The organism is Marivita lacus (assembly GCF_014637725.1).
Taxonomy (GTDB): domain Bacteria; phylum Pseudomonadota; class Alphaproteobacteria; order Rhodobacterales; family Rhodobacteraceae; genus Marivita; species Marivita lacus.
Window position 1 is genome coordinate 232,662 of sequence record NZ_BMFC01000002.1, and the last position, 22,758, is coordinate 255,419.

Consider the following 22,758-nt stretch of genomic DNA (forward strand, 5'->3'; position numbering starts at 1 on the left):
GCAGGCAAGGAGGCCACGACAATGGACCGGTTCGACAAATGCCCGGAGACGGCCCTCGACTGGCACCGCGCAGGCAAGGGCGCGGTTCTGGCCACGGTGATCGAGACATGGGGCAGCGCGCCGCGCCGCGTGGGCTCGCAACTGGCAATCTCGGGCGAGGGCGAGATCGAAGGATCGGTCTCCGGTGGCTGTGTCGAGGGTGCGGTGGTCGTCGAGGCGATGGATGCGCTGGCCGATGGCAAACCGCGCGAATTGGAATTCGGGGTCAGCGATCAGGATGCCTTTGCCGTGGGTCTGGCCTGTGGCGGCACCATCCGCGTGCTGGTCGAACCGGTGGGCGCCGTGCTGCCCGAGGACATTCTTGACCAATTGGTAAAATATCGCGCCGCGCGGCAGCCGGTGGCCTATGTCGTTGATCTTGATGCAGGATCCCGCAGCCTGACCCTGGACGGCCAGGATCACGCGTTCCGGATGGACCGCTCGGGCTTTGTCCCGGACAGCCGGACCTTTGTGGCCATCCACAACCCGCCCTTGCGGCTGATCGTCGTGGGGGCCGTGCATATCGCGCAGGCGCTGGTGCCGATGGCGCGGATCGCGGGGTATGACCCCACGCTGATCGACCCGCGCGAAGCGTTCGGATCGGACAGCCGCTTTCCCGGCGAAACCATCCTGCACGACTGGCCGGACGAGGCGATCGCCCAGCTGGGGCTCGATGCCCGCACCGCACTGGTGCTGCTGACCCATGATCCCAAGCTTGACGATCCGGCACTCGAACAGGCGCTGAGGGCGAACTGCTTTTACATCGGCGCGCTGGGATCGACCCGCACCCATGCCAAGCGGGTGGAGCGGCTGACGGCGGGTGGCTTTTCCGAGGCCGAGATCGGGCAGATCCACGGTCCCATCGGCTTGGATATCGGCGCATCCGGCCCGGCGGAAATCGCGGTGTCGATCCTTGCCGAGATGACCCGCGTCCTTCGGAAGGGCGCATGAAGTTCGGCGCGGTTCCGCTGGCCGAAGCCGAGGGCGCGATCCTTGCGCATTCGGTGGCTTTGACCAAGGGACGGTTGCGCAAGGGTGTTGTGCTGGACCCGCCCGCGCTTGCCAAGCTGACAGCGGCAGGGGTGACGCAGGTGACCGTGGCCCGGATGGAGCCGGGTGACATGCACGAGGACAGCGCCGCCGAACGGCTTGCGCAGGCGCTGGTGCCCGATCCGGCGGCGGTGAACCTGCGGGTGGCACCGGCCAGCACCGGGCGTGTGAACATTTACGCCACCACGACGGGCGTGGCCGCCATCGACGCCGCCCGGATCAACGCGGTCAATGCGGTGCACCCGATGGTGACCGTGGCCACCGTGCCCGAATGGCACCGCATGGCGGCACGTGGCATGGTGGCCACGGTCAAGATCATCTCCTACGCCGCCCCGAGTGCCGCTGTGGAGTCTGCCTGTGCCGCGGGTCAGGACGCGCTGGCTGTGCGCCCGGTGGCCCGCACACGCGGGCTCCTGATCCAGACCAGCGTGGGCGGGCGCGATGACAGCGCCAAGGGGCAACGTGCGATGGGCCAGCGCTTTGACCGGATGGGTGTTGCGATGGGGCCCAAGACGGTCGTGCCGCATGAAACCGAGGCGCTGCGCCGCGCGCTGACTGAGGCCGGGCCAGACTATGACATCATCTGCGTCCTGACCGGGTCGGCCACGTCGGACCTCCATGATGTCGCGCCCGAGGCAGTCCGCGCCGCAGGGGGCACCGTGGCGCATTATGGGATGCCGGTCGATCCCGGCAATCTGCTTTTCTGGGGCCACCTGGGCGAAGTGCCGGTGATCGGCCTGCCGGGCTGTGCGCGCTCACCCGCGTTGAATGGTGCGGACTGGGTGCTGGAGCGGTTGCTCTGCGATGTGCCGGTGATGCCACAGGACATCATGGGAATGGGGGTCGGCGGGCTGCTCAAGGAACCGCCCTCGCGCCCGGTGCCGCGCGACACGGCGTGACGCGGGCATGAAAAAAGCGACCCGGAGGTCGCTTTCAAAATCTTCAAATGAATGCGGCGCGATTATTTCGAAATCGGGCCGATCATCATGACCATCTGACGGCCTTCCATCTTGGGCATGTTTTCGACCTTGCCATGCTCCTTGGTGTCCTCGGCCACCCGCTCCAGCAATTCGCGTCCCAGGTTCTGGTGCGCCATCTCGCGACCACGGAACCGCAGCGTCACCTTGACCTTGTCGCCATTCTCGAGAAACTTGAACACGTTGCGCATCTTGACGTCGTAATCGTTCGTGTCCGTGTTCGGGCGGAACTTGACCTCTTTGATCTCGATGATCTTCTGCTTCTTGCGCGCCTCGGATTCGCGCTTCTGCTGTTCGTATTTGAACTTGCCGAAATCCATGATCTTGACGACCGGCGGTGTCGCGTTGGGCGAAATCTCGACCAGATCCAGACCGGCTTCCTCGGCAAGCTGCATGCCACGCTCTGGCGTGACAACGCCGACGTTTTCGCCGTCCGCGCCGATCAGGCGGATTTCAGAGCCCCGAATGCGTTCATTTATGCGGGGGCCGGTTTCGCGCGTTGGGGGCGCGTTATGAGGTCTGCGGGCTATGGTGTCACTCCTTTGGTGCAGTTCAAATCAGGGATGTAAAGTAGACGGCATGCCGTTTTCTTTCAAGCGGCTTTTCGGCGGAACCGGGCCATTTGGCAGGGGTTTTCCCCATGTATCGACGCAATTGTGCAAGCGCAGCGCGGCACTGATCGGAAACGGGTCGGAAAAACCATATCCAAGGGATTCTGAAGCAGTGAAATATCTGGTCATTCTGGTGGTGTTGACCGCTGTCTGTACGGGCCTTTGGCTGGGGGCGCAGCGCGATCGCGCGCCTGACGCGCTGTCCAAAACCGCCGAGGTGCTCGGGACGGCGGTCGACACCGCATCCGTCACGGCGCGGGCGGCACTGGGCGACGCGAAAGAGGCCGCCGAAGCGCTGATCGTCCACGGGTTCGATCATGACCGGATGGTTGCCTATATCAACGGGTCTGACCTGTCCGCGTTCAACAAGACCTCGACCAAGGCTGCGCTGGATGGGGCACGCAATGAGCCCGACCAGCTGCGCGTCGTGCTGGACAGGCTGCGCGATCGGCTTGGAGTGCCGGCACCTTGAGACGGAAAAAGTCGCGCAGAAAATCCCCTGCGCGGCTTTTCCAGCAATGCCTTATGCGTCGTACCTGATATTTTGCCTTAATCGAGAAACGCCTTTTCGACCACGTAGGTCTTTGGGTCGGAATTGGCGCCTTCCTCGAGCCCGAAGCCTTCGAGCATCTCCTTGATCTCGAGGTTGAAGGCGAGGTTGCCGCAGACCATCGCGCGGTCGGCTTCGGGCGAAATGACCGGTACGTTCAGATCAGCAAAACATTCACCCGATCGCATCAGGTCGGTGATGCGGCCCATCTTGGGGCTCTCTTCGCGGGTGGTGGTCGGATAGTAGCGCAGCTTGTCGGCAAAGCCTTCGCCGATCAGTTCGGCCAGCAAGTCGTCCGACCGGATCGTCTCGATCAGGTCCTTGCCGTATTGCAGCTCTCCGACCTCGCGGCAGGTGTGGGTCAGGATGACCTCGTCGTAATCCTCATAGGTCTGCGGATCGCGCAGGAGCGATGCAAACGGCGCGATGCCGGTGCCGGTGGCAAACAGCCAAAGCCGTTTGCCCGGCAGCAGCGCGTCATGCACCAATGTGCCCACGGGTTTGGGGCGCAGGATGATTTCATCACCCGGCTGGATATGCTGCAACCGGCTGGTCAGCGGGCCGTCCTGCACCTTGATCGAGTAGAATTCCAGTTCTTCGTCCCAGGACGGCGACGCGATGGAATAGGCGCGCAGCAGGGGCTTTTCGCGGCCGGTCTTTTCATCCGTCTGCATCAGGCCGATCATCACGAACTCACCCGACCGGAACCGCAGGGAGGCGGGCCGCGTGACCCGGAAGGAAAACAGCCGGTCGGTCCAGTGGGTGACCGATGTCACGGTCTGCGCATCGGGGACTGCAAGGGTCCTGGCGGCGGGGGCCTTGGTGGCTGTGGCGTCTGTCACGGGCGTCATCTCTGTCATGGTGTCCATCCCGGTTTCAGTAAACCGGTCCCTTACATCTATCTTTGATTTACATCAGACGAAACCCGCCCATGGTCGCAGGGACCGGGCGGGTGGTCTTTGGGTCGCAGTTTTGGATCAGGCGGCGAGGCCGCGCAGGCGCGCCTGGTAGTCATGCGCCTGCCAGTTCGCGCGGGCCAGCCATTGGTCCTCGGGCTGACGCGCGGCCAGATCGTCGCTGATTTCGACATCGTCAAAGCCTGACCTGCGCGCCATGGCGTATTGGTCGGCGATGACATGGCCTTGTGCCCGCAGCCATCCCTTGTAGCCCTGCTGACGGATCAGCCGGGCCAGCGTGAAGCCACGCCCGTCGGAAAAGGCGGGAAACGCGATGCGCACCAGTTCCTTGCCGATGAGCAGGCAGCGGAGCCGCGCCGGATCGGTGTCAGAGGGCAGGTCGATCCGCGCTTCGGGGTCGATCCAGCGGGTGGGGTCAATGGTCAGAAAGCCGGTGTCGTTGATGAGAACGGTCATATCGCGTCTCCTGTGGGTGTGGGTGTGGGCGTGTGAAGGCCGCATTCCGTTTTGCCTAATCCGCGCCAGCGTCCGGCGCGGGGGTCTTCGCCCTGCGTCACACGGGTCGTGCAGGGGGCGCAGCCGATGGACGGGTAGCCGCGTGCCACAAGCGGGTGGCGGGGCAGGTCGTGCGTGTCGAGATGCGCTTTGAGGCGCGCCGGTTTCCAGTCGATCAGCGGGTTGATCTTGATCCGGGTGGAGCCTTGGTCGAGGTCGAAATAGCCAAGGGTCTTTCGCGTGTCGGCCTGATGGCGTTTGCGCCCGGTGATCCAGCCGTCGTAGCCGTGCAGCGCATCATCAAGCGGTTGGGTCTTGCGCAGGGTGCAGCAGGCGTCGGGATCGCTGAAGCGCAGGGCACCGTACGGATCGACCGCCTCAACCGTGCGGTCCGTGGCGCGGATCACCTGCACATTGGTCAGGCCAAGATGCTCTGCGAGGTCTTGCTGGTAGCTTAGCGTTTCCTCGAAGAGCAGCCTTGTGTCGATGAAGAGCACGGGCAGGGTCCGGTCGATCTGCGCGATCAGATGCAACAGCACAGCCGAATCTGCGCCAAAGCTGGACACCATGGCGACCCGGTCGAAAATCCCGCGCGTCAGAACGGCCTCCAGCAGGGAGGACGTGCCGAAATGGCGATACCGCGTGTTCAACTCACCCACATGGTCCCGCGCGGCCATACGCTCATCAAGCGCGGGCGCGCTGTCTTCGCTATTTTGGTGCGACAGGTGAAGCATCACGCGGCCTGCTGCTTTTTCTCGCTCTCGCCGTAAAGCGCGGTCTTGAACGGGGCCATGCCGACGCGGGCGAAGGTGTCGATGAATGCCTCGTCGGCGCTTTCGCGTTCCGACAGGTAGGTGTCGACGATCCGTTCAATCGCAGGCACGATCTCGCCCGCGGAAAAGCCCGGCCCGGTGCGCTGACCGATGGCGGCGTTTTCGGTGTGATTGCCGCCAAGCGTGATCTGGTAGTTCTCCACGCCTGCACGGTCGAGGCCAAGGATGCCGATATGGCCGACATGGTGATGCCCGCAGGCGTTGATGCAGCCCGAGATCTTGATCTTGAGGTCGCCCACCTCGTGTTCCAGCTTCAGCTGGTCGAACCGGGTTGCGATTTCTTGCGCGATCGGGATCGACCGGGCGGTGGCCAGCGCGCAGTAATCCATGCCGGGGCAGGCGATGATGTCGCTGATCCTGCCGATATTGGCGGTGGCGAGGCCAGCGTCGTTCAGCGCCGCGTGGATCGCGGGCAGGTCAGCCTTGTGAACATGCGGCAGCACGATGTTCTGCTCATGGCTCACGCGCAATTCGTCATGGCCATAGCGCGCAGCAAGATCGGCCATCACCCGCATCTGGTCGGATGTGGCGTCGCCCGGTGTCGCGCCATGCGCCTTGAGGCTGATCTGCGCGATGGCATGACCCGGCGCGCGGTGGGCGCTGAGGTTGGTGTCGGCCCAGGACCGGAATACGGGGTCGTTCGCGTAAGCCTGATCGAAGGGCGCAGTGTCGCGGTCCTTGAAGGCGGGCGCTTCAAAGTCGGATTTGATTTGCGCAAACAGCTGTTGATCGACGCCGCTAAAGGCGGGACGCAGGAAATCGAACCGTTCTTCGACCCGCGCGCGGATGTCGTCGATCCCATGCTCGTGCACGGTGATCTTGATGCGGCTCTTGTACTTGTTGTCGCGGCGGCCCAGCAGGTTCCAGACGCTGACCACGGCTTCGAGATAGGGCAGCAAATCCGCCTCGGGCAGGAAGTCGCGCACGACCTTGCCGATCATCGGGGTACGGCCAAGGCCACCGCCGATGATGACCTCGAACCCCGGTTCGCCCGCATCGTTGCGCACCATGCGCAGCCCGATGTCATGCGCCTTTGTCACGGCGCGGTCATTGGGTGAGCCTGTGACAGCGATCTTGAACTTGCGCGGCAGGAACTGGAACTCCGGGTGGTCGGTGGACCATTGGCGGATCAGCTCGGCCACCGGGCGCGGATCGGCGATCTCGTCTGCGGCAGCGCCTGCGAAATGGTCGGCGGTCACGTTGCGGATCGTGTTGCCAGAGGTCTGGATGGCGTGCATTTGCACCTCGGCCAGCGCGTCGAGCATGTCGGGCACGTCGCGCAGCGTGGGCCAGTTGAACTGGATGTTCTGGCGCGTGGTGAAATGGCCATACCCCTTGTCCCATTTGTCCGCGATGAACGCCAATTGCCGCATCTGGGCGCTGCTGAGCGTGCCATAGGGCACGGCCACGCGCAGCATATAGGCGTGCAGTTGCAGGTAGAGCCCGTTCATCAGGCGCAGCGGCTTGAACTCGTCTTCGGTCAGGCTGCCGTCAATGCGGCGCTCGACCTGTGCGCGGAACTGGGCATTACGCTCGGCCACGAAAGCGGCGTCGAAATCGGTATAGCGGTACATCATGTGTCTCCTGCGCGTTTGGGATCAGGTCCGGGGCGGAGTTGCGGGTTCGGCCTGTTTGCCGTGTGCGTAGTTCGATGGGCCGCGCATGCGGAACGCCTCGCGAAAATGGGCGGGCTTTGGGCCGTTCTGGTCGGGGGTCACATCTGCGAGGTAGACGCCAACCACCTCCCCGCTGCGGGAACTGGCGTCGATCAGGCGGATCTGCGCGTCGGCCTCATCTGTCAGGACATCGGCTTCGGCAAGATGCCGGGACCATGTGTCGGCTTCGGTCAGATAAACCACGTCGCCTTCCAGCAGCGCGTTGGCGGTGACGACCTTTGGGGTGAAGGATGCGGGCATCAGATCATCTCCTGGATTTGGGGCAGGGCGGCACGGGCGGCGTCGCGCGGGGCAAGGCCATACATCAACAGCGCGGGGCCGGTCATGTCGGCCTCTGCCAGAATGGCGGGCAGGGTGGCGAGCGTGGCGGCGACGATGCGCTGATCGGGGCGCGAGGCGTTTTCCACGATGGTCACGGGCGTGCCGGGTGCCGCGCCATGCATGAGCAGACGCCCCTGGATAAAGCGCGCCGCCTTCTTGGCCATGTAGATCGCGGCCACTTCGCCGTCGCGGGCAAGCGCGCGCCAGTCGTGGTCGGCATAACCCTGCATGTCGTGCCCGGTGATCAGCCGCACGGCGGTGTTGCGCCCGCGCTTGGTGAGCGATTGACCAAGGGCCGCAACCGCGGCAGAGGCAGAGGTGAGACCGGGGATGATGCTGTAGTCGAGACCTGCCTCGAGGATCGCATCGAGTTCTTCGTCCAGACGGCCGAACACGGTGGGATCGCCGGATTTGAGCCGCACAACCCGCGCGCCGCTCAGCGCCTCGTCTACGATCATGTCGTTGATCGCACCCTGGGTCAGCGACGGGCCGAACCCTTCCTTGCCGGCGTTGCGCAGCCGCGTCTGCGGTCCGACCAGCGCGAGGATCTCGGTGCTGACCAGACGGTCATGGATCACCACGTCGGCGGTTTGCAGCGCGCGCAGCGCCTTGAGCGTCAGAAGGTCGGGGTCGCCCGGTCCCGCACCCACGAAGGCGACGGGCGAAGGCGTGATCTGGTGCAGGTCGCGTGGCATCGGGATGTCCTTTTCGCCGCGTTTCTTGGTCTATAGATAGAATTTTATTCCGGTATTTTGCCAGTACCTTGCGGAAATAAGGAAAATTGTTCTATGTGGGGCGTGACGAGGGACAGATGATCCTCGAAATCGGCAGAAAGCGGAACAGTGATGAAAATAGACGACACGGACCGGAAAATTCTTGTCGAGTTGCAGACCGACGCGGCGCAATCGCTCGATGATATCGCCCGCAAGGTTGGCTCTTCGAAGACGCCCGTGTGGAACCGGATTCGCAAGATGAAGGAGGCCGGGATCATCGGCGCGCAGACGGTGCAGCTCGATGCCGAGGCGCTGGGATACGAGGCGTGTTTCTTCGTGCTCATCCGCACCAGCGAGCACGAGGCGGAATGGCAGCGCGCGTTTCTCAAGGCGCTGCAGGACCGCCCCGAGGTGCAGGAGGCGCACCGGCTGGCGGGGGATATCGACTACATCCTGAAAGTGCGCGTCAAGAACGCCCGCGCCTATGACGCCTTTTACCAGGCGCTGATCGCGGAGGTGCGGGTGCACAACGTGACCGCTCTCTTGTCGATGGAAGAGATCAAGTCGACCACGGCGCTGCCCTTGTAGGGGCGCACCTGAGCGGCGGTGCGCCTTTGGCTGCTGATGTGCAGGAGTATTTGGAACAAGAAGAAGCAGGAGCGCGCGCCTGTTCTTCTTCTTTTTCCAAATATGCAAACACGCGGGTGCCGTCCCGTGACACCGTCAGGGGGGTTGCACCATCAAGCGCTCCAGCCCGTGAAAATGGTAGGTGTTGGCATAGCGGGGCGTCTCCGCGATACGCAGCGTTGGGCAGCGGTCCCACAGGATCGGCAGGGCGATCTGCAACTCGAGCCGGGCGAGCGGTGCGCCGACGCAGAAATGCAGCCCGCCGCCGAAGCTGGTGTTCTGCGTGACCGCGCGTGTCGGCTCGAACCGGTCAGGTTCAGGCCATTGGTCTGGGTCGTGGTTGGCTGAGGCCAGCAGCAGCGCGACCTGATCGCCGCGTCGGAAGGTGTGACCGTACAGCGTGATCTCTTCGTAGGCATGGCGCGTAAACATGTGCAGCGGCGGGTCGTAGCGAAGGATTTCCTCGACTGTGCCCTCGTCGATCTGCCGCGTGCCGGTCTCCAGCAGCGTCTTTATGCCGTTGCCCAGCGTGTGCACCGTTGCCTCGTGACCGGCGTTCAGAAGCAGGATGCAGGTGGTGATCAGCTCGTCGGTCGACAGTTTTTCGCCTTCCTCCTCGGCGGCGATCAGGTGGGTGATCAGATCGTCGCGGGGATCGGCGCGGCGGGTGTCGATATAGTGCCGCAGAAAGTCGGAGAAGTCGGCGGCGGCTTCGGCGGCGGCGTCCTCGGTCCTGCGGGTGCGGCTGGCCTGGTACATGGCGACCATGGCGTTGGACCAGCGCAGCAATTGCGGCGCCATGTCGTCGGGGACACCCAGAAGCCGGGCGATGACAACCACCGGGATCGGCTGACAGAAGGCGGTCAGGATGTCGAACGGCGTGCCGCGCGGGAAGGCGTCGATCTTTTCGTGGGTCAGCGCGGTGATCTCAGGCTCCAGCGCCTTGATCCGGCGCGAGGTGAAGGCGCGCAGGACAAGCCCGCGCAGACGGGTGTGACGCGGTGGTTCCAGCTCCAGCATCGAATGGGCCTCGACCTTGTAGAAGCGGGCGAGGTGGTCGGGGATCGTCGGTGCCAGTTCCGGCGGCACTTCTCGGCCAAAGCGGCGGTCGCGCAAAATGGCGTGCACGGCGCGGTGGCTGGTGGCGCAGGGCATGGCGTACTCGTCCCACCACGCCAGATCGCCCGCCGAGCGCAGGCTGTCGTAGAACGGGTAGGGATCTTGCACAAAGGCGAGGTCGGTCGGGGGGTGCGAAAATCGCTGCATTGTCTGGGGGCGCGTCCGTCAGCCGTTGAGCGCATTGACGATGGGGGCGAAATCGGCCGCGGTGAGGCTGGCGCCTCCCACCAAGGCTCCATCCACATCTGCGACGGCGAAAATCTCGGCGGCGTTGGACGCCTTGACGCTGCCGCCATAGAGCAGGCGGATCGCGCCTGCGGTGTCCTTGCCGAAGCGGGCTGTCAGGGCCTCGCGCAGGAAGCCGTGCACCTCGGCGATCTGGTCGGTGGTGGGCACTTTGCCGGTGCCTATGGCCCAGACGGGTTCATAGGCGATCACGGTGTTCGCGCCGCTCACGGCGTCGGGCAGGGAGCCTGCAAGCTGCGTTCGGACAAGGTCGATCGTCTGGCCGGCTTCGCGCTCGGCCAGCGTTTCGCCGACGCAGACGATGGCGGTCAGGCCGGCGCCCCACGCGGCGCGGGTCTTGTCGGCGACCTGTGCGTTGGTCTCGCCATGGTCGGCGCGGCGTTCGGAATGGCCGAGGATCACGCAGGTCGCGCCTGCATCCTTGAGCATGTCCGCAGACACGTCGCCCGTGTGGGCGCCGGAGGCGTCGCTGTGGCAGTCCTGTGCGCCGATGGCGATGCGCCCGGCTCTGGCGACGGCTTGTGCGATCAACGTGGCTGGCGGGCAGATCAGAACCTCAGCCGCGCCTGTGGCTGCGTCCTGCAGCGCGTCCAGTTCACTCAGGGTGGCGGCGGTCCCGTTCATCTTCCAGTTTCCGGCGGCGAGTTTGCGGCGCATGGGGTGGCTCCTGCTGGGGGTCTGTCTGTTGGCGGGCATCATCGCGTCCATGGGGGCGGCGTCAAGGGTGGTTGCGGGTCGGAGGACCAAGTGGCACAAGGCCGCCCGTCAGGACAGGAGGACAGGTCATGATCCCGAGACTGGATGCGCAGGCCTTGGTGGCGGGCGATGCGGATGCGCTGGCGCAGATGCGGATCGCGGTCGAAGAGGTGGGGTTCGCCACGGTGTACAACACCAAGTTCACCTCGGCGCGGATGCGGTTCGTGCTGGCGGCCTATCGCGCGTTCTTCGATCTGCCGAACGAGGTCAAGGACCGGGTGAACATGGCGCGGACCGGGTCGAACCGGGGCTGGGGCGCGCCGCAGTCGGAACAGGTCGATCCGGATGCGAACCCGGATTACAAGGAAGTCTTCGACTGCGGTTTCACCCTGCCCGAAGGCGATGCGCGCGCAGCCCTGTCGGTCTATGCATCGAACCATTGGCCGAAGGAGCCGGCGGGATTCGAGACGGTGATCCGGGCCTACTATACGCAGGCGCTGGAGGTGGCGCGGGGCATCCTGCGCGGGATCGCGATGTCCATCGGGTCGGACGCGGATTTCTTCGAGGACAAGTTCGACTGCCCGATGGCTTTGCTGCGGGGCAATTACTACCCGCCGCGCCCGGACTGGGCGGGGGACAAGGATTTCGGCATCGGCGCACATACCGACTACGGATGCCTGACGCTTTTGGCGACGGATGGTCAGCCGGGACTGGAAGTACAGGCGCGCGATTGCGGCGACTGGTTGCCTGTGCAGGCCCCGCCGGGGGAGTTCATCATCAACTTCGGCGAGATGCTCGAGATGTGGACCGAGGGCCGTGTCGTGGCGACGCTTCACCGGGTCAAGGGCGGTGCGGAGGAACGGATTTCCGTGCCGTTGTTCTTCAACCCGAATGTGGAGACCAACGTCGCGCCGCTTGGGTCAAGCAAGCTGATCCGGGCGGGGGATCATCTGACCAAGCGATATGCCGAAACCTATGTGCACTTGCAGGGGATAGGATAGGCGGTGCGCGTGAACACGCACCCTACGCCTTGAGGTTCGGCGCGCCGTTCGCGTGTTCGGTGGCCAGTTCTTCGACGTCCTTGAACTTGATCGACTCTCCGCATCCGCAGGCGTCGACGACGTTCGGGTTGTTGAAGTGGAAACCGGATTCCAGAAGCGATGTCTGGTAGTCGATCTCGGTCCCGAAGAGGAACATCTGCGCCATGGGCGCGATCATCACGGTGGCGCCGTCCTGTTCTACAACTTCGTCATTGGGATCGGGCTGGTCGACGAAGTCCATCGTGTATTCCATACCCGCGCAGCCGCCCTTCTTGACGCCGATACGCAGGCCTGCATGGCCCTTGGAGTCCATGAGCTTGCGCACCTGTGCGGCGGCTTTGGGGGTGAGGGTGACGGCTTGCTTGCCGGGAATGCCGAACATGGGGTGTCTCGCTTTCTCTGTTATGCCTAACCTAGGGGCTTGCGGCTGCGATCTCAAGAAGGGAAAGCGTCGCGTATCCCGACGCCAGCCCCCAGCCGAACGAGGCCAGCGTGCCGATGATGACATATTCGCCCGCCTTTTGGCCCTTGGATGCGGTATCAAAACGCAAGACGGACTTTGCAGCGATCAGGAAGCCTGTTGCAGTTGTCTCGCCGACGCAGAGAAAGAGAAAGATCAATCCCCGTTCCAGTTTTCCGATCATGCGGCCTGCATTTTCGAGTCCTTCGAGGCTTGGACCGGGATCATCGTTGCTGAACTGGTCGGTGTAGGGTTTCATCAGAAGACCAACGGCATAGCCACCCGCCCAGACCGACACGATCGCGCCGGAGATAAGGATCGCCGGGCTGCGCAGGTCAGCGATGTGATCGGCCCATATCCCCGTGGAGACGGCATCCGGCATCAGGAACGCTGCTGCGGCCAGCGTGGCAAAATGCGCGATCTGGTCGCCCATGAAAGCGGGCAGGCTGTCACGCCAGTTTTCCGGCAACGCCCATGTCTTGATCGCGTCAATGACCAGATGTGCTGCTGCCACCCACAATGCGAGTTCCCAATTGCCACCCAGCGCGATCCAACTCAGCACGCAGACCATCGCGATGTGCAGGAGCAGGATCGCGGGTTCGGTCTTGCGTCGGATCATCGCATCCGGTTGGGCGAGGAAATCCGCGACCACATGGGCCAGCAGGAGCGCAATGAACACATCGATCATGTCACATACCGCAAGTCTTGGGGCTTGCTTTGACTTGAAGAAAGCGGTTTCACTTTCCCATTTCCCGTTCAATGGCTTGCAACGCGTCATCAAGTGCCGGGTAACCTGCGGACCAGAGCGATTGGTTCACGGCCTGTCGTGTGATGCCAAAGGCTTTTGCGACCTCAATTCGTGGTGGAGCGTTCGGCGCCAATTGCGATGCGACCGCGCGCGCCTGTGCCTGCGTCCAACCGGATGCGATATGGTCGGCAAGGCGGGTTGCGGCGTGGGTCGCGCCGCCGTCTGCATGGGCCATCAAAGCATGTCCTGACAAGGTCGTGAGCAGCCGACCGGATGCTACGAATACCGGGCCATGCGCCGCGTTCAAATCCGCCGTTTCAGGCAAGGAACCGGTGCCCGCTGCCAATGCAATGCGGGTGACGGTCGCTGCATTTTCACGTTTGAGGCAGGCCTGAATGTACAGGGCTGCGCGGAGCGCGAGGGATGGGGCGTCGATCGCGACTTGCCAGCCATCTCCGCCGCGTCGCGCGAAGCGGGTGATCCGTTTGGGGCTGTGCCAGTCGGATATTTCGGTCGCAGCGGTGTCGATTGTGACAAGAGCCGCGTCCACAGCCTCGGGAGTGAGGTCAGAGGAGGCGACAAGATCGCCGGTGAGGACGCAAAGCGGTATCATGGGGAAATCAATATCACTTTCTTTGCGTAAAAGAAATTGATTTCAATTTACATGTTGATCAGGCGCTTTCCAAAAGCGCGCCGCGCCCAAGCGAAGGCTTCCTCGGGGTCGTCGAGAGCGGCGCCGGGGAATGTCCAATAGGCGTGACGGACGGTTTGCCCGAATTGCCCTTATGGGACCAGTGCTCGCAGGCGTCTGTGGCCAAGTCTTAGGACAATTGTCCGCGCGACTTGATCAACAGCGCCTCATGAGGGCCGATCACGGCAAAGGTAGAGCCCTCGGAATAGATGCCGAGACCACCAAACATCTTGCGTGTCATGATGGCATGCAGTCCGGCGAACAGATCGCTGACAAAAGCGATTTGTTCGCCGGATACGGCGAAAAATTTACATGAAGCCGAGTTCGAGACGCGCCTCGTCGGACATCATGTCCATGCCCCAGGGCGGTTCCCAGGTGAGTTCGACATCGACATGCTTCACACCGGCCAGCGGTTCGATGGCCTCGGCCACCCAGCCGGGCATTTCACCGGCCACGGGGCAGCCCGGTGCGGTCAGGGTCATGATCACGCGGACGTCGTTTTCGTCACTGATCTCGAGCGTGTAGACAAGCCCGAGGTCATAGATGTTGACCGGGATCTCGGGGTCGTAGACAGAGCGGCAGGCCTCGACCACCTGATCATACAAGGGATGATCGGTGCTGGAGGGGGCAATCAGCGGTGCGCCTTCGATTTTGGGGCTGGCGTCGTTCATGTCGGTCCTTCCCGTCAGTTCCTGACCAAATATATAGGGAACACCGCAAGAGGGGTAAAGGGGCGGAAATGCCGAACCTGTGTGTGAGATGCTTTTGGTCCTCGCTCCTGCCCACCCCTCGGGTCTATCGGGTACCCTCGTAATCCGCCCGCAGCGACGAAATGACCTTGTTCGCGGCCTGGCTGAGCCCGCGGATTTCCGTTGCCACGGCGGAAAATCCGCGACCGGCCTCGCCGACACGGGACGCTTCGATGGAGGCGTTGACCGAGATGATCATGATCATCCGGCTGATCTTTTCGAGCTCCGTGATGGACGACTGGATCATCCTCGTCTGCTTGCCCGACTGGGACTGACGGTGGGACACGACGTGATCCAACGCCCGGCCAATGCCGTCGACGATGGCGTTGAGCGTGTCCAGCAGGGTGGTCGTGACGAAATCGGCAAGCGCCTCGATGGGCTGGGTCAGGGTCGCGCTGCCCGGTGCGGTCAGGCGGTGCTGTATGGACCGGGCGGTCGAGACGAAGCGTGTGAGGTCTTCGGCCTGGGACGGGCTGACGGCGTTCACCTGATCCAGAACGCGCTTCAAATCCCTGGGCAAGGTCGATGTGGCCGAACCGGGCAACACGTCTGCCGCGATCTGCGAGAATTCGAGCAGGTTCTTCTCAAGGCCCTCCAGTCCCTTGCTGCAGGGCGTTTCCTTGCGGCTCTGCAGCAACAGGGTCACGACGACCCTGTGGGACAGCATGCGCATCTTGCCGCAGCGGTTGATGAGAACGCCAAGAACGGCTTCCTCGTTGGGCTGGGTATCGGTCGTTTCGACAAGCAAAGTCATTGCGTCAGGACGGTCTTGTCCGAAGTCGCCGCTGCACCGTCCAGCATTGTCTGCGCGATGAAGGTCAGGGCATCGGACCAGGCCTGTGCGTGATCCTGGGTCCATGTCGGTCCGACGGCATCTTCGAGACATTCGACCAGCGTCTCCGCAACAGCCGTGTAATGCGCGGTTATCGCACCGTACTCGGCGTGTTTGACCCCGAGCGCGCGCAGCGGCTCGACCAAGGTTTCAAGAGTGTCGAGTTTCTGCACGGCCAATTGCAGGATGGCGGCCAGTTTGCCGGATTGTGCCGACATGTCATCGGCGAACATGCTGCGCACCGACGGTGCCTTGGTAAAGAGCCTCTCGTAGAACTCGAGGACAAGGGTCTGGCGGGTGGACAGCGCTGTCGCAAACGAGGTCTGGATGAGGTCGACTTGGGGGGAGGTCAGCATGTCTGGTCCTTGACGTTGATCACATGCTTGTCACAACGACGGGTCCCGCAGAACTTTAAGCCTTTTTCCCCAACCTTTTTGAAACCGGTGAATTCCGGGTCCAGGCCAACCTTTTCAGAGCGGTTTCTTGCGGCGCGGGACCGGGGTGGGGCGGACCTTTTCCTCGATCGCGTCATAGAGCAGACCGGCGATGTTTTTTTCGCTGGCCAGTTCGATGCCTTCGAGACCGGGTGAGGAATTCACCTCGAGCACCTTGGGGCCGGAATGCGAGCGCAGGATGTCCACTCCGGCAAAGCCCAGTCCGAAGACGCGGGCGGCGCGGACGGCGGTGTCGCGTTCTTCCTTGGTGATGCGGACCTTCTGCGCGGTGCCGCCCCGGTGAAGGTTGGAGCGGAAATCGCCCTCGGACCCGGTGCGCTTCATCGAGGCCACCACCTTGCCGTTGACCACAAGACAGCGAATGTCCTCACCTGCGGCTTCCTTGATGAAATCCTGCACGAGAAAGTTGGCCTTGAGGCCCCGGAACGCGTCGATCACCGATTCCGCGGCTTTCTTGGTCTCCGCCAGCACGACGCCTTTGCCTTGTGTCGATTCCAGCAGTTTGACGATCAGCGGTGCAGTGCCCACAAGCCCTATGAGGTTCGACGTGTCCTTGGGCGAATTGGCAAACGCGGTGGGCGGCATGCCGATGCGGTGGCGGGCCAGAAGCTGATGCGCGTGCAGCTTGTCCCGGCTCGAGGTGATGCCTGCGCTGCCATTGACCACGTAGGTGCCGATCGATTCGAACTGTCGCACCACGGCTGTGCCATAGGGCGTGATCGACGTTCCGATCCGGGGGATGACCGCGTCATAGCGGGGCAGGCGCTTGCCATCGTAATAAACGTCGGGGGCCATCGCGTTGATCGCCATGTAGCAGCGGGTGGTGTCGATCACCTCGACCGAGTGACCGCGCTTTTCGCCTTCTTCGACAAGACGGTTGGTGGAATAGTTGTTTTCCCGGCTGAGCACCGCAACACGCAAAGCCCGGTTCGGCGCGATGCTGCGCACCCTGCGGGTGTGGTAGACCTCGAAATCCAGTTCGGGCTGATGGAAGCGTTCGCTGGGCACGATGTTGACGTGATCCTTGAGCGCCTGACGGCCCAGCAGCATGCGATTGCTCATTGTTCCGCGGTCGGTCAGCGTGACCTCGATTTCCCAGGACTGGCCGCCAACGGTCATCTGGGTTGCGATCACATAGCGGCTTTCGGTCTCGCCATTGGACGAGGTGACATCGCGCCGGTCGATGATCGGGGCCGAGCAGGGGATGATCAGGTCTTCGCGACCGGGAATGGGATGCACGGCAAAACGCACACGGGGTTTGTTGGTCGAGCCGAACACCTCGATATCGGCGGCATGCAGCGCCGAGGTGCGCGCGCCGGTGTCGATCTTGGCGCGGATCGCGGGCAGGCCGAGGTCAGGCAGGCTGACCCACTCCTCCCATCCGAAGGTCAGCAAGGTGTCCGGACCCGTGCCCTTGGGCGCGGGAGGATCAGATGGTGTGTCGGACATGGAATCGCGCCTCCTTGGCAATTCGGGTGATTTGGCGCACAAGGGCGCGCTCTGCAAGTAAGGCCCGAATATGACAGTTTCTTCTTCCTTCGCCCTGCACGCCACCGATGGCACGGCCCGGACCGGGGCCATCACCACGCCGCGCGGGACAATTCGCACACCCGCCTTCATGCCGGTGGGGACGGCGGCGACCGTCAAGGCCATGATGCCCGAGTCGGTGGCCGCCACGGGGGCGGATATCCTGCTGGGCAACACCTACCACCTGATGCTGCGGCCGACGGCGGAGCGCATCGACCGGCTGGGCGGGCTGCACAGGTTCATGAACTGGAACAAGCCGATCCTCACGGATTCCGGCGGGTTCCAGGTGATGAGCCTCGCTGATCTGCGCAAATTGACAGAAAAGGGTGTGACCTTCAAATCGCACATCGACGGGTCGCGCCACGAGTTGACGCCGGAACGGTCGATGGAGATCCAGCGCTTGCTGGGGTCGGACATCGTGATGTGCTTTGACGAATGCCCGGCACTTCCCGCTGACCGCGATCGGATCGCGGACTCGATGCGCCTGTCGATGCGGTGGGCCGAGCGGTCGAAAGATGCGTTCGGGGACCGGCCCGGCCACATGCTCTTTGGTATCCAACAGGGCGGGCTGGAGCAGGATTTCCGCGAGGAATCGGCCAAGGCGCTGCGGGCCATCGGCTTCGACGGCTATGCCATTGGGGGTCTGGCGGTGGGCGAGGGGCAGGAGGCGATGTTCACCTGTCTGGATTTCGCGCCCGGCCAACTTCCCGAGGACAAGCCGCGCTACCTGATGGGGGTGGGCAAGCCCGACGATATCGTGGGCGCGGTCAAGCGCGGGGTGGACATGATGGACTGCGTGCTGCCATCGCGGTCAGGGCGCACCGGGCAGGCGTGGACGCGCCGCGGTCAGGTCAACATCAAGAACGCGCGCCATCAGGATGATCCGCGCCCGCTGGACGAGACCTGCAGCTGTCCGGCCTGCCGCACCTACAGCCGCGCCTATCTGCATCACGTGTTCCGCGCGCAGGAAATGATCTCGGGGATGCTGCTGACCTGGCACAACCTTCATTACTACCAGGAACTGATGCAGGGGATGCGCGACGCCATCGCCGCCGGGCAATTTGCAGCGTTCGAGGCGCGGTTCCACGCGCAGCGCGCCGAGGGGGACATTCCGCCGCTCTAGGGTCCGCATTCTGTTGATGCAAACATATTCGAATGTGCATATGATGAGGCGGACACTGACCGGGAGCCTGTCATGAGATCGTGGATCGCAACCGCAGCATTGATGATCGCGCTGGCAGGTGTCCCTGCTGCGGCGCAGATGATGGGCGGCGGGCACATGCACGGGCAGGGTGGCATGGGCCATGACATGTCGCGCATGCCGGGTTTGCAGGGCGAAAACGCCACTCCCGAGGAAAGCACCGAGCTGGCGCTTATGTTTCGCGGTTTCCAGACGATGACCCGCGAAGTTGAAAACCTGCCCAACGGCATCCGCACGGTCACCCGCTCAAGCGACCCGCAGGTGATGGACGCGCTGATCAGCCATACGGTGGGCATGATCGACCGGGTGGGGCGCAAGGACGATCCGAAGATCCGCATCCAGAGCCCGACGCTCGATCTGTTCTTTCTGCGCGGGGACCGCATCCTGTCCCAGATCGACGTGACCGAAGACGGTATCGTCGTCATCCAGACCTCGGACGACCCCGAACTGGTGACCGCGCTGCAGGTGCATGCCGCCGAAGTGACCGCAATGGTCGAGCAGGGGATGCATGCGGTTCACACGATGATGATGCAGCGCGCGGCGAACTGAACCTTGCGGCCATGCGCGGCTTGGGGCAAAGCTGCACAATCGCCCGCGACGGGCGCAGGAGCCTGACATGGATTACGGAAAGACCGGTGCCTCGAAGCCCAGCAAGGACGCGCCGAAATTCGACCGGCACAAGACGACGCCCAAGGGCAAAGCCGATGACGCCAAGGCGGCGCTTGTCGCACGGATGAAGGCGGCGGCCGAGAAGAACAAGGACGACTGACCGTCGCCCCTGAAGATGCGCGCAAGGCCACGGCCTTGGCGCCCACGACCCCGATACGGTTTACTTTGGTTCGAAAAGCGACCTTGCAGGCATGACGCATCGGGATATGGTGGGAAAGCCGGAGCAAGGTTGAAACCTGCGGGGGTCAGACCCACCTTATAGCTCCATGACCGGAGATGGTCAGCGCTGCCGCCGAGCGGGGCCGGTACCATCTTGCCAATGATAAGGATACGAGCATGCAAGAGCCTCTTAACGCCTCCTACCCAGTGTTGCCGCTGCGGGACATCGTTGTCTTCCCGCACATGATCGTCCCGCTGTTCGTGGGCCGTGACAAATCGGTGCGCGCACTGGAAGAAGTGATGGCGGACGACAAGCAGATCCTGCTTGCCAGCCAGATGGACCCCTCCGAGGACGATCCGCAGACCGACGGGATCTACCGAGCCGGGGTGCTGGCCAATGTGCTGCAACTTCTCAAGCTGCCCGACGGCACCGTCAAGGTGCTGGTCGAAGGCCAGAAGCGTGTGCGCATCACCGAATATCTTGAGAATGACAGCTTTTTCGAGGCGCGTGCAGAATACCTGACCGAGATGCCGGGCGATCCGGCGGCGATCACGGCGCTGGTGCGCACCGTGGGCGAAGAGTTTGAACGCTACGCCAAGGTCAAGAAGAACATCCCCGAAGAAGCGATGGGCGCTGTGTCGGATGCCGATGCACCGGCCAAACTGGCCGACCTTGTCGCGGGTCATCTGGGCATCGAGGTCAACCAGAAGCAGGAGCTTCTGGAGACCCTTTCGGTGAGCGAGCGTCTGGAAAAGGTCTATGGCCTGATGCAGGGCGAAATGTCCGTGCTGCAAGTCGAGAAAAAGATCAAGACACGTGTCAAGAGCCAGATGGAGCGCACGCAGCGCGAATATTACCTGAATGAGCAGATGAAAGCCATTCAGCGCGAACTGGGTGATGGCGAGGACGGCCAGAACGAGGTTGCCGAACTGGAAGCCAGGGTAAGTGCCACCAAGCTGTCCAAGGAAGCGCGCGAAAAGGCCGATGCCGAGATCAAGAAGCTCAAGAACATGAGCCCGATGAGCGCCGAGGCAACGGTTGTGCGCAACTATCTTGACTGGATGCTGTCGATCCCGTGGGGCGTGAAATCCCGCGTCAAGAAGGATCTTGGCCGGGCCGAGCGCATTCTGGACGAGGATCACTACAGCCTTGAAAAGGTCAAGGAACGGATCGTCGAATATCTGGCCGTGCAGCAGCGCAGCAAGAAGCTGAAAGGCCCGATCATGTGCCTTGTCGGCCCTCCGGGTGTCGGCAAGACGTCGTTGGGCAAGTCGGTCGCCAAGGCCACGGGGCGCGAATTCATCCGCATCTCGCTGGGCGGCGTGCGCGACGAATCCGAGATCCGTGGCCACCGCCGGACCTATATCGGCTCAATGCCGGGCAAGATCATCCAGGCGCTGAAAAAGGCCAAGACGACGAACCCGCTCATCCTGCTCGACGAGATCGACAAGATGGGTCAGGATTTCCGGGGTGACCCGGCGTCGGCTATGCTCGAAGTGCTTGATCCGGAACAGAACAGCACCTTCGTGGACCACTATCTCGAAGTGGAATACGACCTGTCGAACGTGATGTTCCTGACCACGGCGAACTCCTACAACATGCCGGGACCGCTGCTGGACCGGATGGAGATCATCCCGCTGTCGGGCTACACCGAGGATGAAAAGGCCGAGATCGCGAAGCGTCACCTGACCTCCAAGCAGGTCAAGAACCACGGCCTCAAGAAGGGCGAGTTCGAGCTGACGGACGAGGCGCTGACGAACATGATCCGCTACTACACCCGCGAAGCCGGGGTTCGGAACCTTGAGCGCGAGATTTCCAAGCTGGCGCGCAAGGCGGTGACCAAGATCGTGAGGAAGCAGGAAGACAAGGTGGTCATCACACCCGACAACCTGTCCGATTTCCTTGGCGTTCGGAAACATCGCTACGGTCTGGTCGAAGAAGAGAACCAGGTCGGTGTCGTGACCGGGCTGGCCTATACCAGCGTGGGCGGCGATCTGTTGCACATCGAGGCGCTCAAACTGCCGGGCAAGGGTCGGATGAAGACCACGGGCAAACTGGGTGACGTGATGAAGGAATCCATCGACGCGGCGGCCAGCTATGTCCGCTCCATCGCGCCTGCGATCGGGGTGAAACCGCCGAAGTTCGACAAGATGGACATTCACGTCCACGTGCCGGATGGGGCGACGCCCAAGGATGGCCCCTCTGCAGGTCTGGCGATGGTGACCTCCATCGTGTCGGTGCTCACGGGTATTCCCGTGCGGCGTGACATCGCGATGACCGGTGAAGTGTCGCTGCGCGGCAATGCGATGCCCATCGGCGGCCTGAAGGAGAAACTGCTCGCGGCCCTGCGCGGTGGCATCAAGACGGTGTTGATCCCGCAGGAAAACGAAAAGGATCTGGCCGAACTGCCCGACAACGTGAAGAACGGGCTCGAGATCATCCCGGTTTCACACGTCTCGGAAGTGCTCAGACTGGCGCTGGTGTCGAAACCCGAGCCGATCGAATGGGACGAGGCCGCGGAAGAGGCCGCAGCCCAGACCCTGAGCAAGGACAGCAGCGGCACCTCGGCCATCGCACACTGATCCAGCCGATTTCTACAATGCGACGCCGTCCCGGTTCGGGGCGGCGTTTTTTGTTGCCCTGAGTTCAAAACGCCACCCGAACGCCTATCTGGTGGCGATTTCGGATCAAAACACTGGATAAAGTGTCCGTCCTTGCTATGGTGAGCCAAAATTCGCCGGTAAATGTCAGAGCAGACAAAGGATGAAAACGATGGCGACGACCAAGAAGACACCGACCCAAGCCAAGACTCTCAAGGTGCCTGAAACGGCACCCGCGATGGCACCGAAAGGGACGGCAGCGGGCGCCGAACCCGAAGTGGTGGTGACCGAATCCCCGACGATCGTCGGGCCGGAGCTGAAGAAAAAGGAATTGATCGACATCATCGTGGCGCGGAGCGGCGTGAAGAAACGCGACGTGAAGCCGGTGGTCGATGCCATGCTGGCCGTGCTTGGGGAAACGATCTCCGACGGGCGCGAAATGAACCTCGCCCCGCTGGGCAAGCTCAAGATCACGCGCATGAAAAAGACGACCAAGGCGCATATCATCACGACGCGCCTGCGCCGCACCGACCCGCAGCCCACGGATGCGCCGGACCCTCTTGCACAGGCTGCCGAGTGACGCTAAGACCACGCCCAACGGGTGATTAGCTCAGTGGTAGAGCGCTTCGTTCACATCGAAGATGTCAGGGGTTCAAATCCCTTATCACCCACCATTCTTCCAGACACGCGGCCTTGAACGGGCTGCGTGTCTTGCGTTTGGGGCGGGGGAAAACGGCAGCAAAAAGCGCTTGCGCC

Annotated in this window: 27 protein-coding genes and 1 tRNA gene; 11 read left to right on the forward strand and 17 right to left on the reverse strand. The window is 62.9% G+C overall.

Annotated elements, in window-relative coordinates:
* Positions 1–21 precede the first annotated feature (21 nt).
* Complete coding sequence (locus tag IEV82_RS05810) at positions 22–990, forward strand: XdhC family protein (protein ID WP_188481028.1); 969 nt, start codon at positions 22–24, stop codon at positions 988–990.
* Positions 987–1,988, forward strand: a complete 1,002-nt coding sequence (locus tag IEV82_RS05815) for a molybdopterin-binding protein (RefSeq protein WP_188481029.1) — start codon at positions 987–989, stop codon at positions 1,986–1,988. Before IEV82_RS05810 ends, IEV82_RS05815 begins: the two co-directional genes overlap by 4 nt.
* 62 nt (positions 1,989–2,050) lie before the next feature.
* Here IEV82_RS05815 and infC read toward each other — a convergent pair whose 3' ends face one another.
* Entirely contained in the window at positions 2,051–2,617 is a 567-nt protein-coding gene (gene infC, locus IEV82_RS05820; protein WP_444543188.1) for a translation initiation factor IF-3, read from the reverse strand.
* Between the two features lie 172 nt (positions 2,618–2,789).
* On the opposite strand from infC, the gene IEV82_RS05825 reads away from it, so the two are divergent.
* Positions 2,790–3,149 (forward strand): hypothetical protein, encoded by a 360-nt coding sequence (locus tag IEV82_RS05825; protein ID WP_188481030.1) that lies wholly within the window; start codon positions 2,790–2,792, stop codon positions 3,147–3,149.
* 77 nt (positions 3,150–3,226) lie between these two features.
* On the opposite strand, the gene IEV82_RS05830 is transcribed toward IEV82_RS05825, so the two are convergent.
* From IEV82_RS05830 to cobA, 6 genes are all read right to left on the reverse strand, one after another.
* Positions 3,227–4,087, reverse strand: a complete 861-nt coding sequence (locus IEV82_RS05830) for a ferredoxin--NADP reductase (RefSeq protein WP_188481031.1) — start codon at positions 4,085–4,087, stop codon at positions 3,227–3,229.
* Between the two features lie 117 nt (positions 4,088–4,204).
* Positions 4,205–4,600, reverse strand: coding sequence for a DUF934 domain-containing protein (locus tag IEV82_RS05835; protein ID WP_188481032.1), 396 nt, complete (start codon positions 4,598–4,600; stop codon positions 4,205–4,207).
* The gene (locus IEV82_RS05840; protein WP_188481033.1) at positions 4,597–5,373 is read right to left on the reverse strand and encodes a phosphoadenylyl-sulfate reductase; all 777 of its coding nucleotides are present in this window, start codon (positions 5,371–5,373) and stop codon (positions 4,597–4,599) included. Before IEV82_RS05840 ends, IEV82_RS05835 begins: the two co-directional genes overlap by 4 nt.
* Positions 5,373–7,046 carry a nitrite/sulfite reductase gene (locus IEV82_RS05845; RefSeq protein WP_188481034.1) on the reverse strand — a complete coding sequence of 558 codons (1,674 nt, stop codon included), beginning with the start codon at positions 7,044–7,046 and terminating at the stop codon, positions 5,373–5,375. Before IEV82_RS05845 ends, IEV82_RS05840 begins: the two co-directional genes overlap by 1 nt.
* 24 nt (positions 7,047–7,070) lie before the next feature.
* Positions 7,071–7,388, reverse strand: a complete 318-nt coding sequence (locus tag IEV82_RS05850; protein WP_188481035.1) for a DUF2849 domain-containing protein — start codon at positions 7,386–7,388, stop codon at positions 7,071–7,073.
* Positions 7,388–8,164, reverse strand: coding sequence for a uroporphyrinogen-III C-methyltransferase (gene cobA, locus IEV82_RS05855; protein ID WP_188481036.1), 777 nt, complete (start codon positions 8,162–8,164; stop codon positions 7,388–7,390). The genes IEV82_RS05850 and cobA overlap by 1 nt, the downstream gene beginning before the upstream one ends.
* Before the next feature lie 150 nt (positions 8,165–8,314).
* Here cobA and IEV82_RS05860 point away from each other — a divergent pair, with 150 nt between their 5' ends.
* Positions 8,315–8,770 carry an Lrp/AsnC family transcriptional regulator gene (locus IEV82_RS05860; RefSeq protein WP_188481037.1) on the forward strand — a complete coding sequence of 152 codons (456 nt, stop codon included), beginning with the start codon at positions 8,315–8,317 and terminating at the stop codon, positions 8,768–8,770.
* A gap of 135 nt (positions 8,771–8,905) precedes the next feature.
* On the opposite strand, the gene IEV82_RS05865 is transcribed toward IEV82_RS05860, so the two are convergent.
* Together IEV82_RS05865 and tpiA are read right to left on the reverse strand one after the other, a co-directional pair.
* Positions 8,906–10,075, reverse strand: coding sequence for a cytochrome P450 (locus IEV82_RS05865; RefSeq protein WP_188481038.1), 1,170 nt, complete (start codon positions 10,073–10,075; stop codon positions 8,906–8,908).
* Between the two features lie 18 nt (positions 10,076–10,093).
* Positions 10,094–10,831 (reverse strand): triose-phosphate isomerase, encoded by a 738-nt coding sequence (gene tpiA / locus IEV82_RS05870; protein ID WP_188481039.1) that lies wholly within the window; start codon positions 10,829–10,831, stop codon positions 10,094–10,096.
* 128 nt (positions 10,832–10,959) lie between these two features.
* Between tpiA and IEV82_RS05875 the strand changes: the two genes are divergently transcribed.
* Entirely contained in the window at positions 10,960–11,871 is a 912-nt protein-coding gene (locus tag IEV82_RS05875; protein ID WP_188481040.1) for an isopenicillin N synthase family dioxygenase, read from the forward strand.
* A 22-nt stretch (positions 11,872–11,893) separates the two neighbouring features.
* Here the strand turns inward: IEV82_RS05875 and IEV82_RS05880 are convergent, their stop codons facing one another.
* The 8 genes from IEV82_RS05880 to rimK form a co-directional block, all read right to left on the reverse strand.
* Positions 11,894–12,292: a HesB/IscA family protein gene (locus IEV82_RS05880; protein WP_188481041.1), complete on the reverse strand. Its 399-nt coding sequence runs from the start codon at positions 12,290–12,292 to the stop codon at positions 11,894–11,896.
* 31 nt (positions 12,293–12,323) lie between these two features.
* Positions 12,324–13,058 carry a DUF3307 domain-containing protein gene (locus IEV82_RS05885; RefSeq protein ID WP_188481042.1) on the reverse strand — a complete coding sequence of 245 codons (735 nt, stop codon included), beginning with the start codon at positions 13,056–13,058 and terminating at the stop codon, positions 12,324–12,326.
* Positions 13,059–13,107: 49 nt separating this feature from the next.
* Complete coding sequence (locus tag IEV82_RS05890; protein ID WP_188481043.1) at positions 13,108–13,731, reverse strand: MarR family transcriptional regulator; 624 nt, start codon at positions 13,729–13,731, stop codon at positions 13,108–13,110.
* A gap of 208 nt (positions 13,732–13,939) precedes the next feature.
* Positions 13,940–14,050, reverse strand: a complete 111-nt coding sequence (locus IEV82_RS23540) for a TfoX/Sxy family protein (protein ID WP_229747692.1) — start codon at positions 14,048–14,050, stop codon at positions 13,940–13,942.
* A 67-nt stretch (positions 14,051–14,117) separates the two neighbouring features.
* Positions 14,118–14,480 (reverse strand): SUF system Fe-S cluster assembly protein, encoded by a 363-nt coding sequence (locus IEV82_RS05895; protein ID WP_188481044.1) that lies wholly within the window; start codon positions 14,478–14,480, stop codon positions 14,118–14,120.
* A 124-nt stretch (positions 14,481–14,604) separates the two neighbouring features.
* Positions 14,605–15,312 (reverse strand): methyl-accepting chemotaxis protein, encoded by a 708-nt coding sequence (locus IEV82_RS05900; protein WP_188481045.1) that lies wholly within the window; start codon positions 15,310–15,312, stop codon positions 14,605–14,607.
* Positions 15,309–15,746, reverse strand: a complete 438-nt coding sequence (locus IEV82_RS05905) for a globin domain-containing protein (protein WP_188481046.1) — start codon at positions 15,744–15,746, stop codon at positions 15,309–15,311. Before IEV82_RS05905 ends, IEV82_RS05900 begins: the two co-directional genes overlap by 4 nt.
* 114 nt (positions 15,747–15,860) lie before the next feature.
* Entirely contained in the window at positions 15,861–17,294 is a 1,434-nt protein-coding gene (gene rimK, locus IEV82_RS05910; RefSeq protein ID WP_188481047.1) for a 30S ribosomal protein S6--L-glutamate ligase, read from the reverse strand.
* A gap of 70 nt (positions 17,295–17,364) precedes the next feature.
* Here rimK and tgt point away from each other — a divergent pair, with 70 nt between their 5' ends.
* The 6 genes from tgt to IEV82_RS05940 all read left to right on the forward strand — a co-directional run bounded on the left by tgt (position 17,365) and on the right by IEV82_RS05940 (position 22,676).
* Entirely contained in the window at positions 17,365–18,495 is a 1,131-nt protein-coding gene (tgt, locus tag IEV82_RS05915) for a tRNA guanosine(34) transglycosylase Tgt (protein ID WP_188481048.1), read from the forward strand.
* Between the two features lie 72 nt (positions 18,496–18,567).
* Positions 18,568–19,122 carry a hypothetical protein gene (locus IEV82_RS05920; RefSeq protein WP_229747693.1) on the forward strand — a complete coding sequence of 185 codons (555 nt, stop codon included), beginning with the start codon at positions 18,568–18,570 and terminating at the stop codon, positions 19,120–19,122.
* A 67-nt stretch (positions 19,123–19,189) separates the two neighbouring features.
* On the forward strand, positions 19,190–19,342 hold the full coding sequence (locus IEV82_RS05925; protein WP_188481049.1) for a hypothetical protein: 153 nt from the start codon (positions 19,190–19,192) through the stop codon (positions 19,340–19,342).
* Between the two features lie 236 nt (positions 19,343–19,578).
* Entirely contained in the window at positions 19,579–21,984 is a 2,406-nt protein-coding gene (lon, locus tag IEV82_RS05930; RefSeq protein ID WP_188481050.1) for an endopeptidase La, read from the forward strand.
* A 190-nt stretch (positions 21,985–22,174) separates the two neighbouring features.
* Positions 22,175–22,582 (forward strand): HU family DNA-binding protein, encoded by a 408-nt coding sequence (locus IEV82_RS05935; RefSeq protein ID WP_229747694.1) that lies wholly within the window; start codon positions 22,175–22,177, stop codon positions 22,580–22,582.
* Between the two features lie 19 nt (positions 22,583–22,601).
* Positions 22,602–22,676: transfer RNA gene (locus IEV82_RS05940), tRNA-Val, on the forward strand.
* The last annotated feature ends 82 nt before the right edge of the window (positions 22,677–22,758 follow it).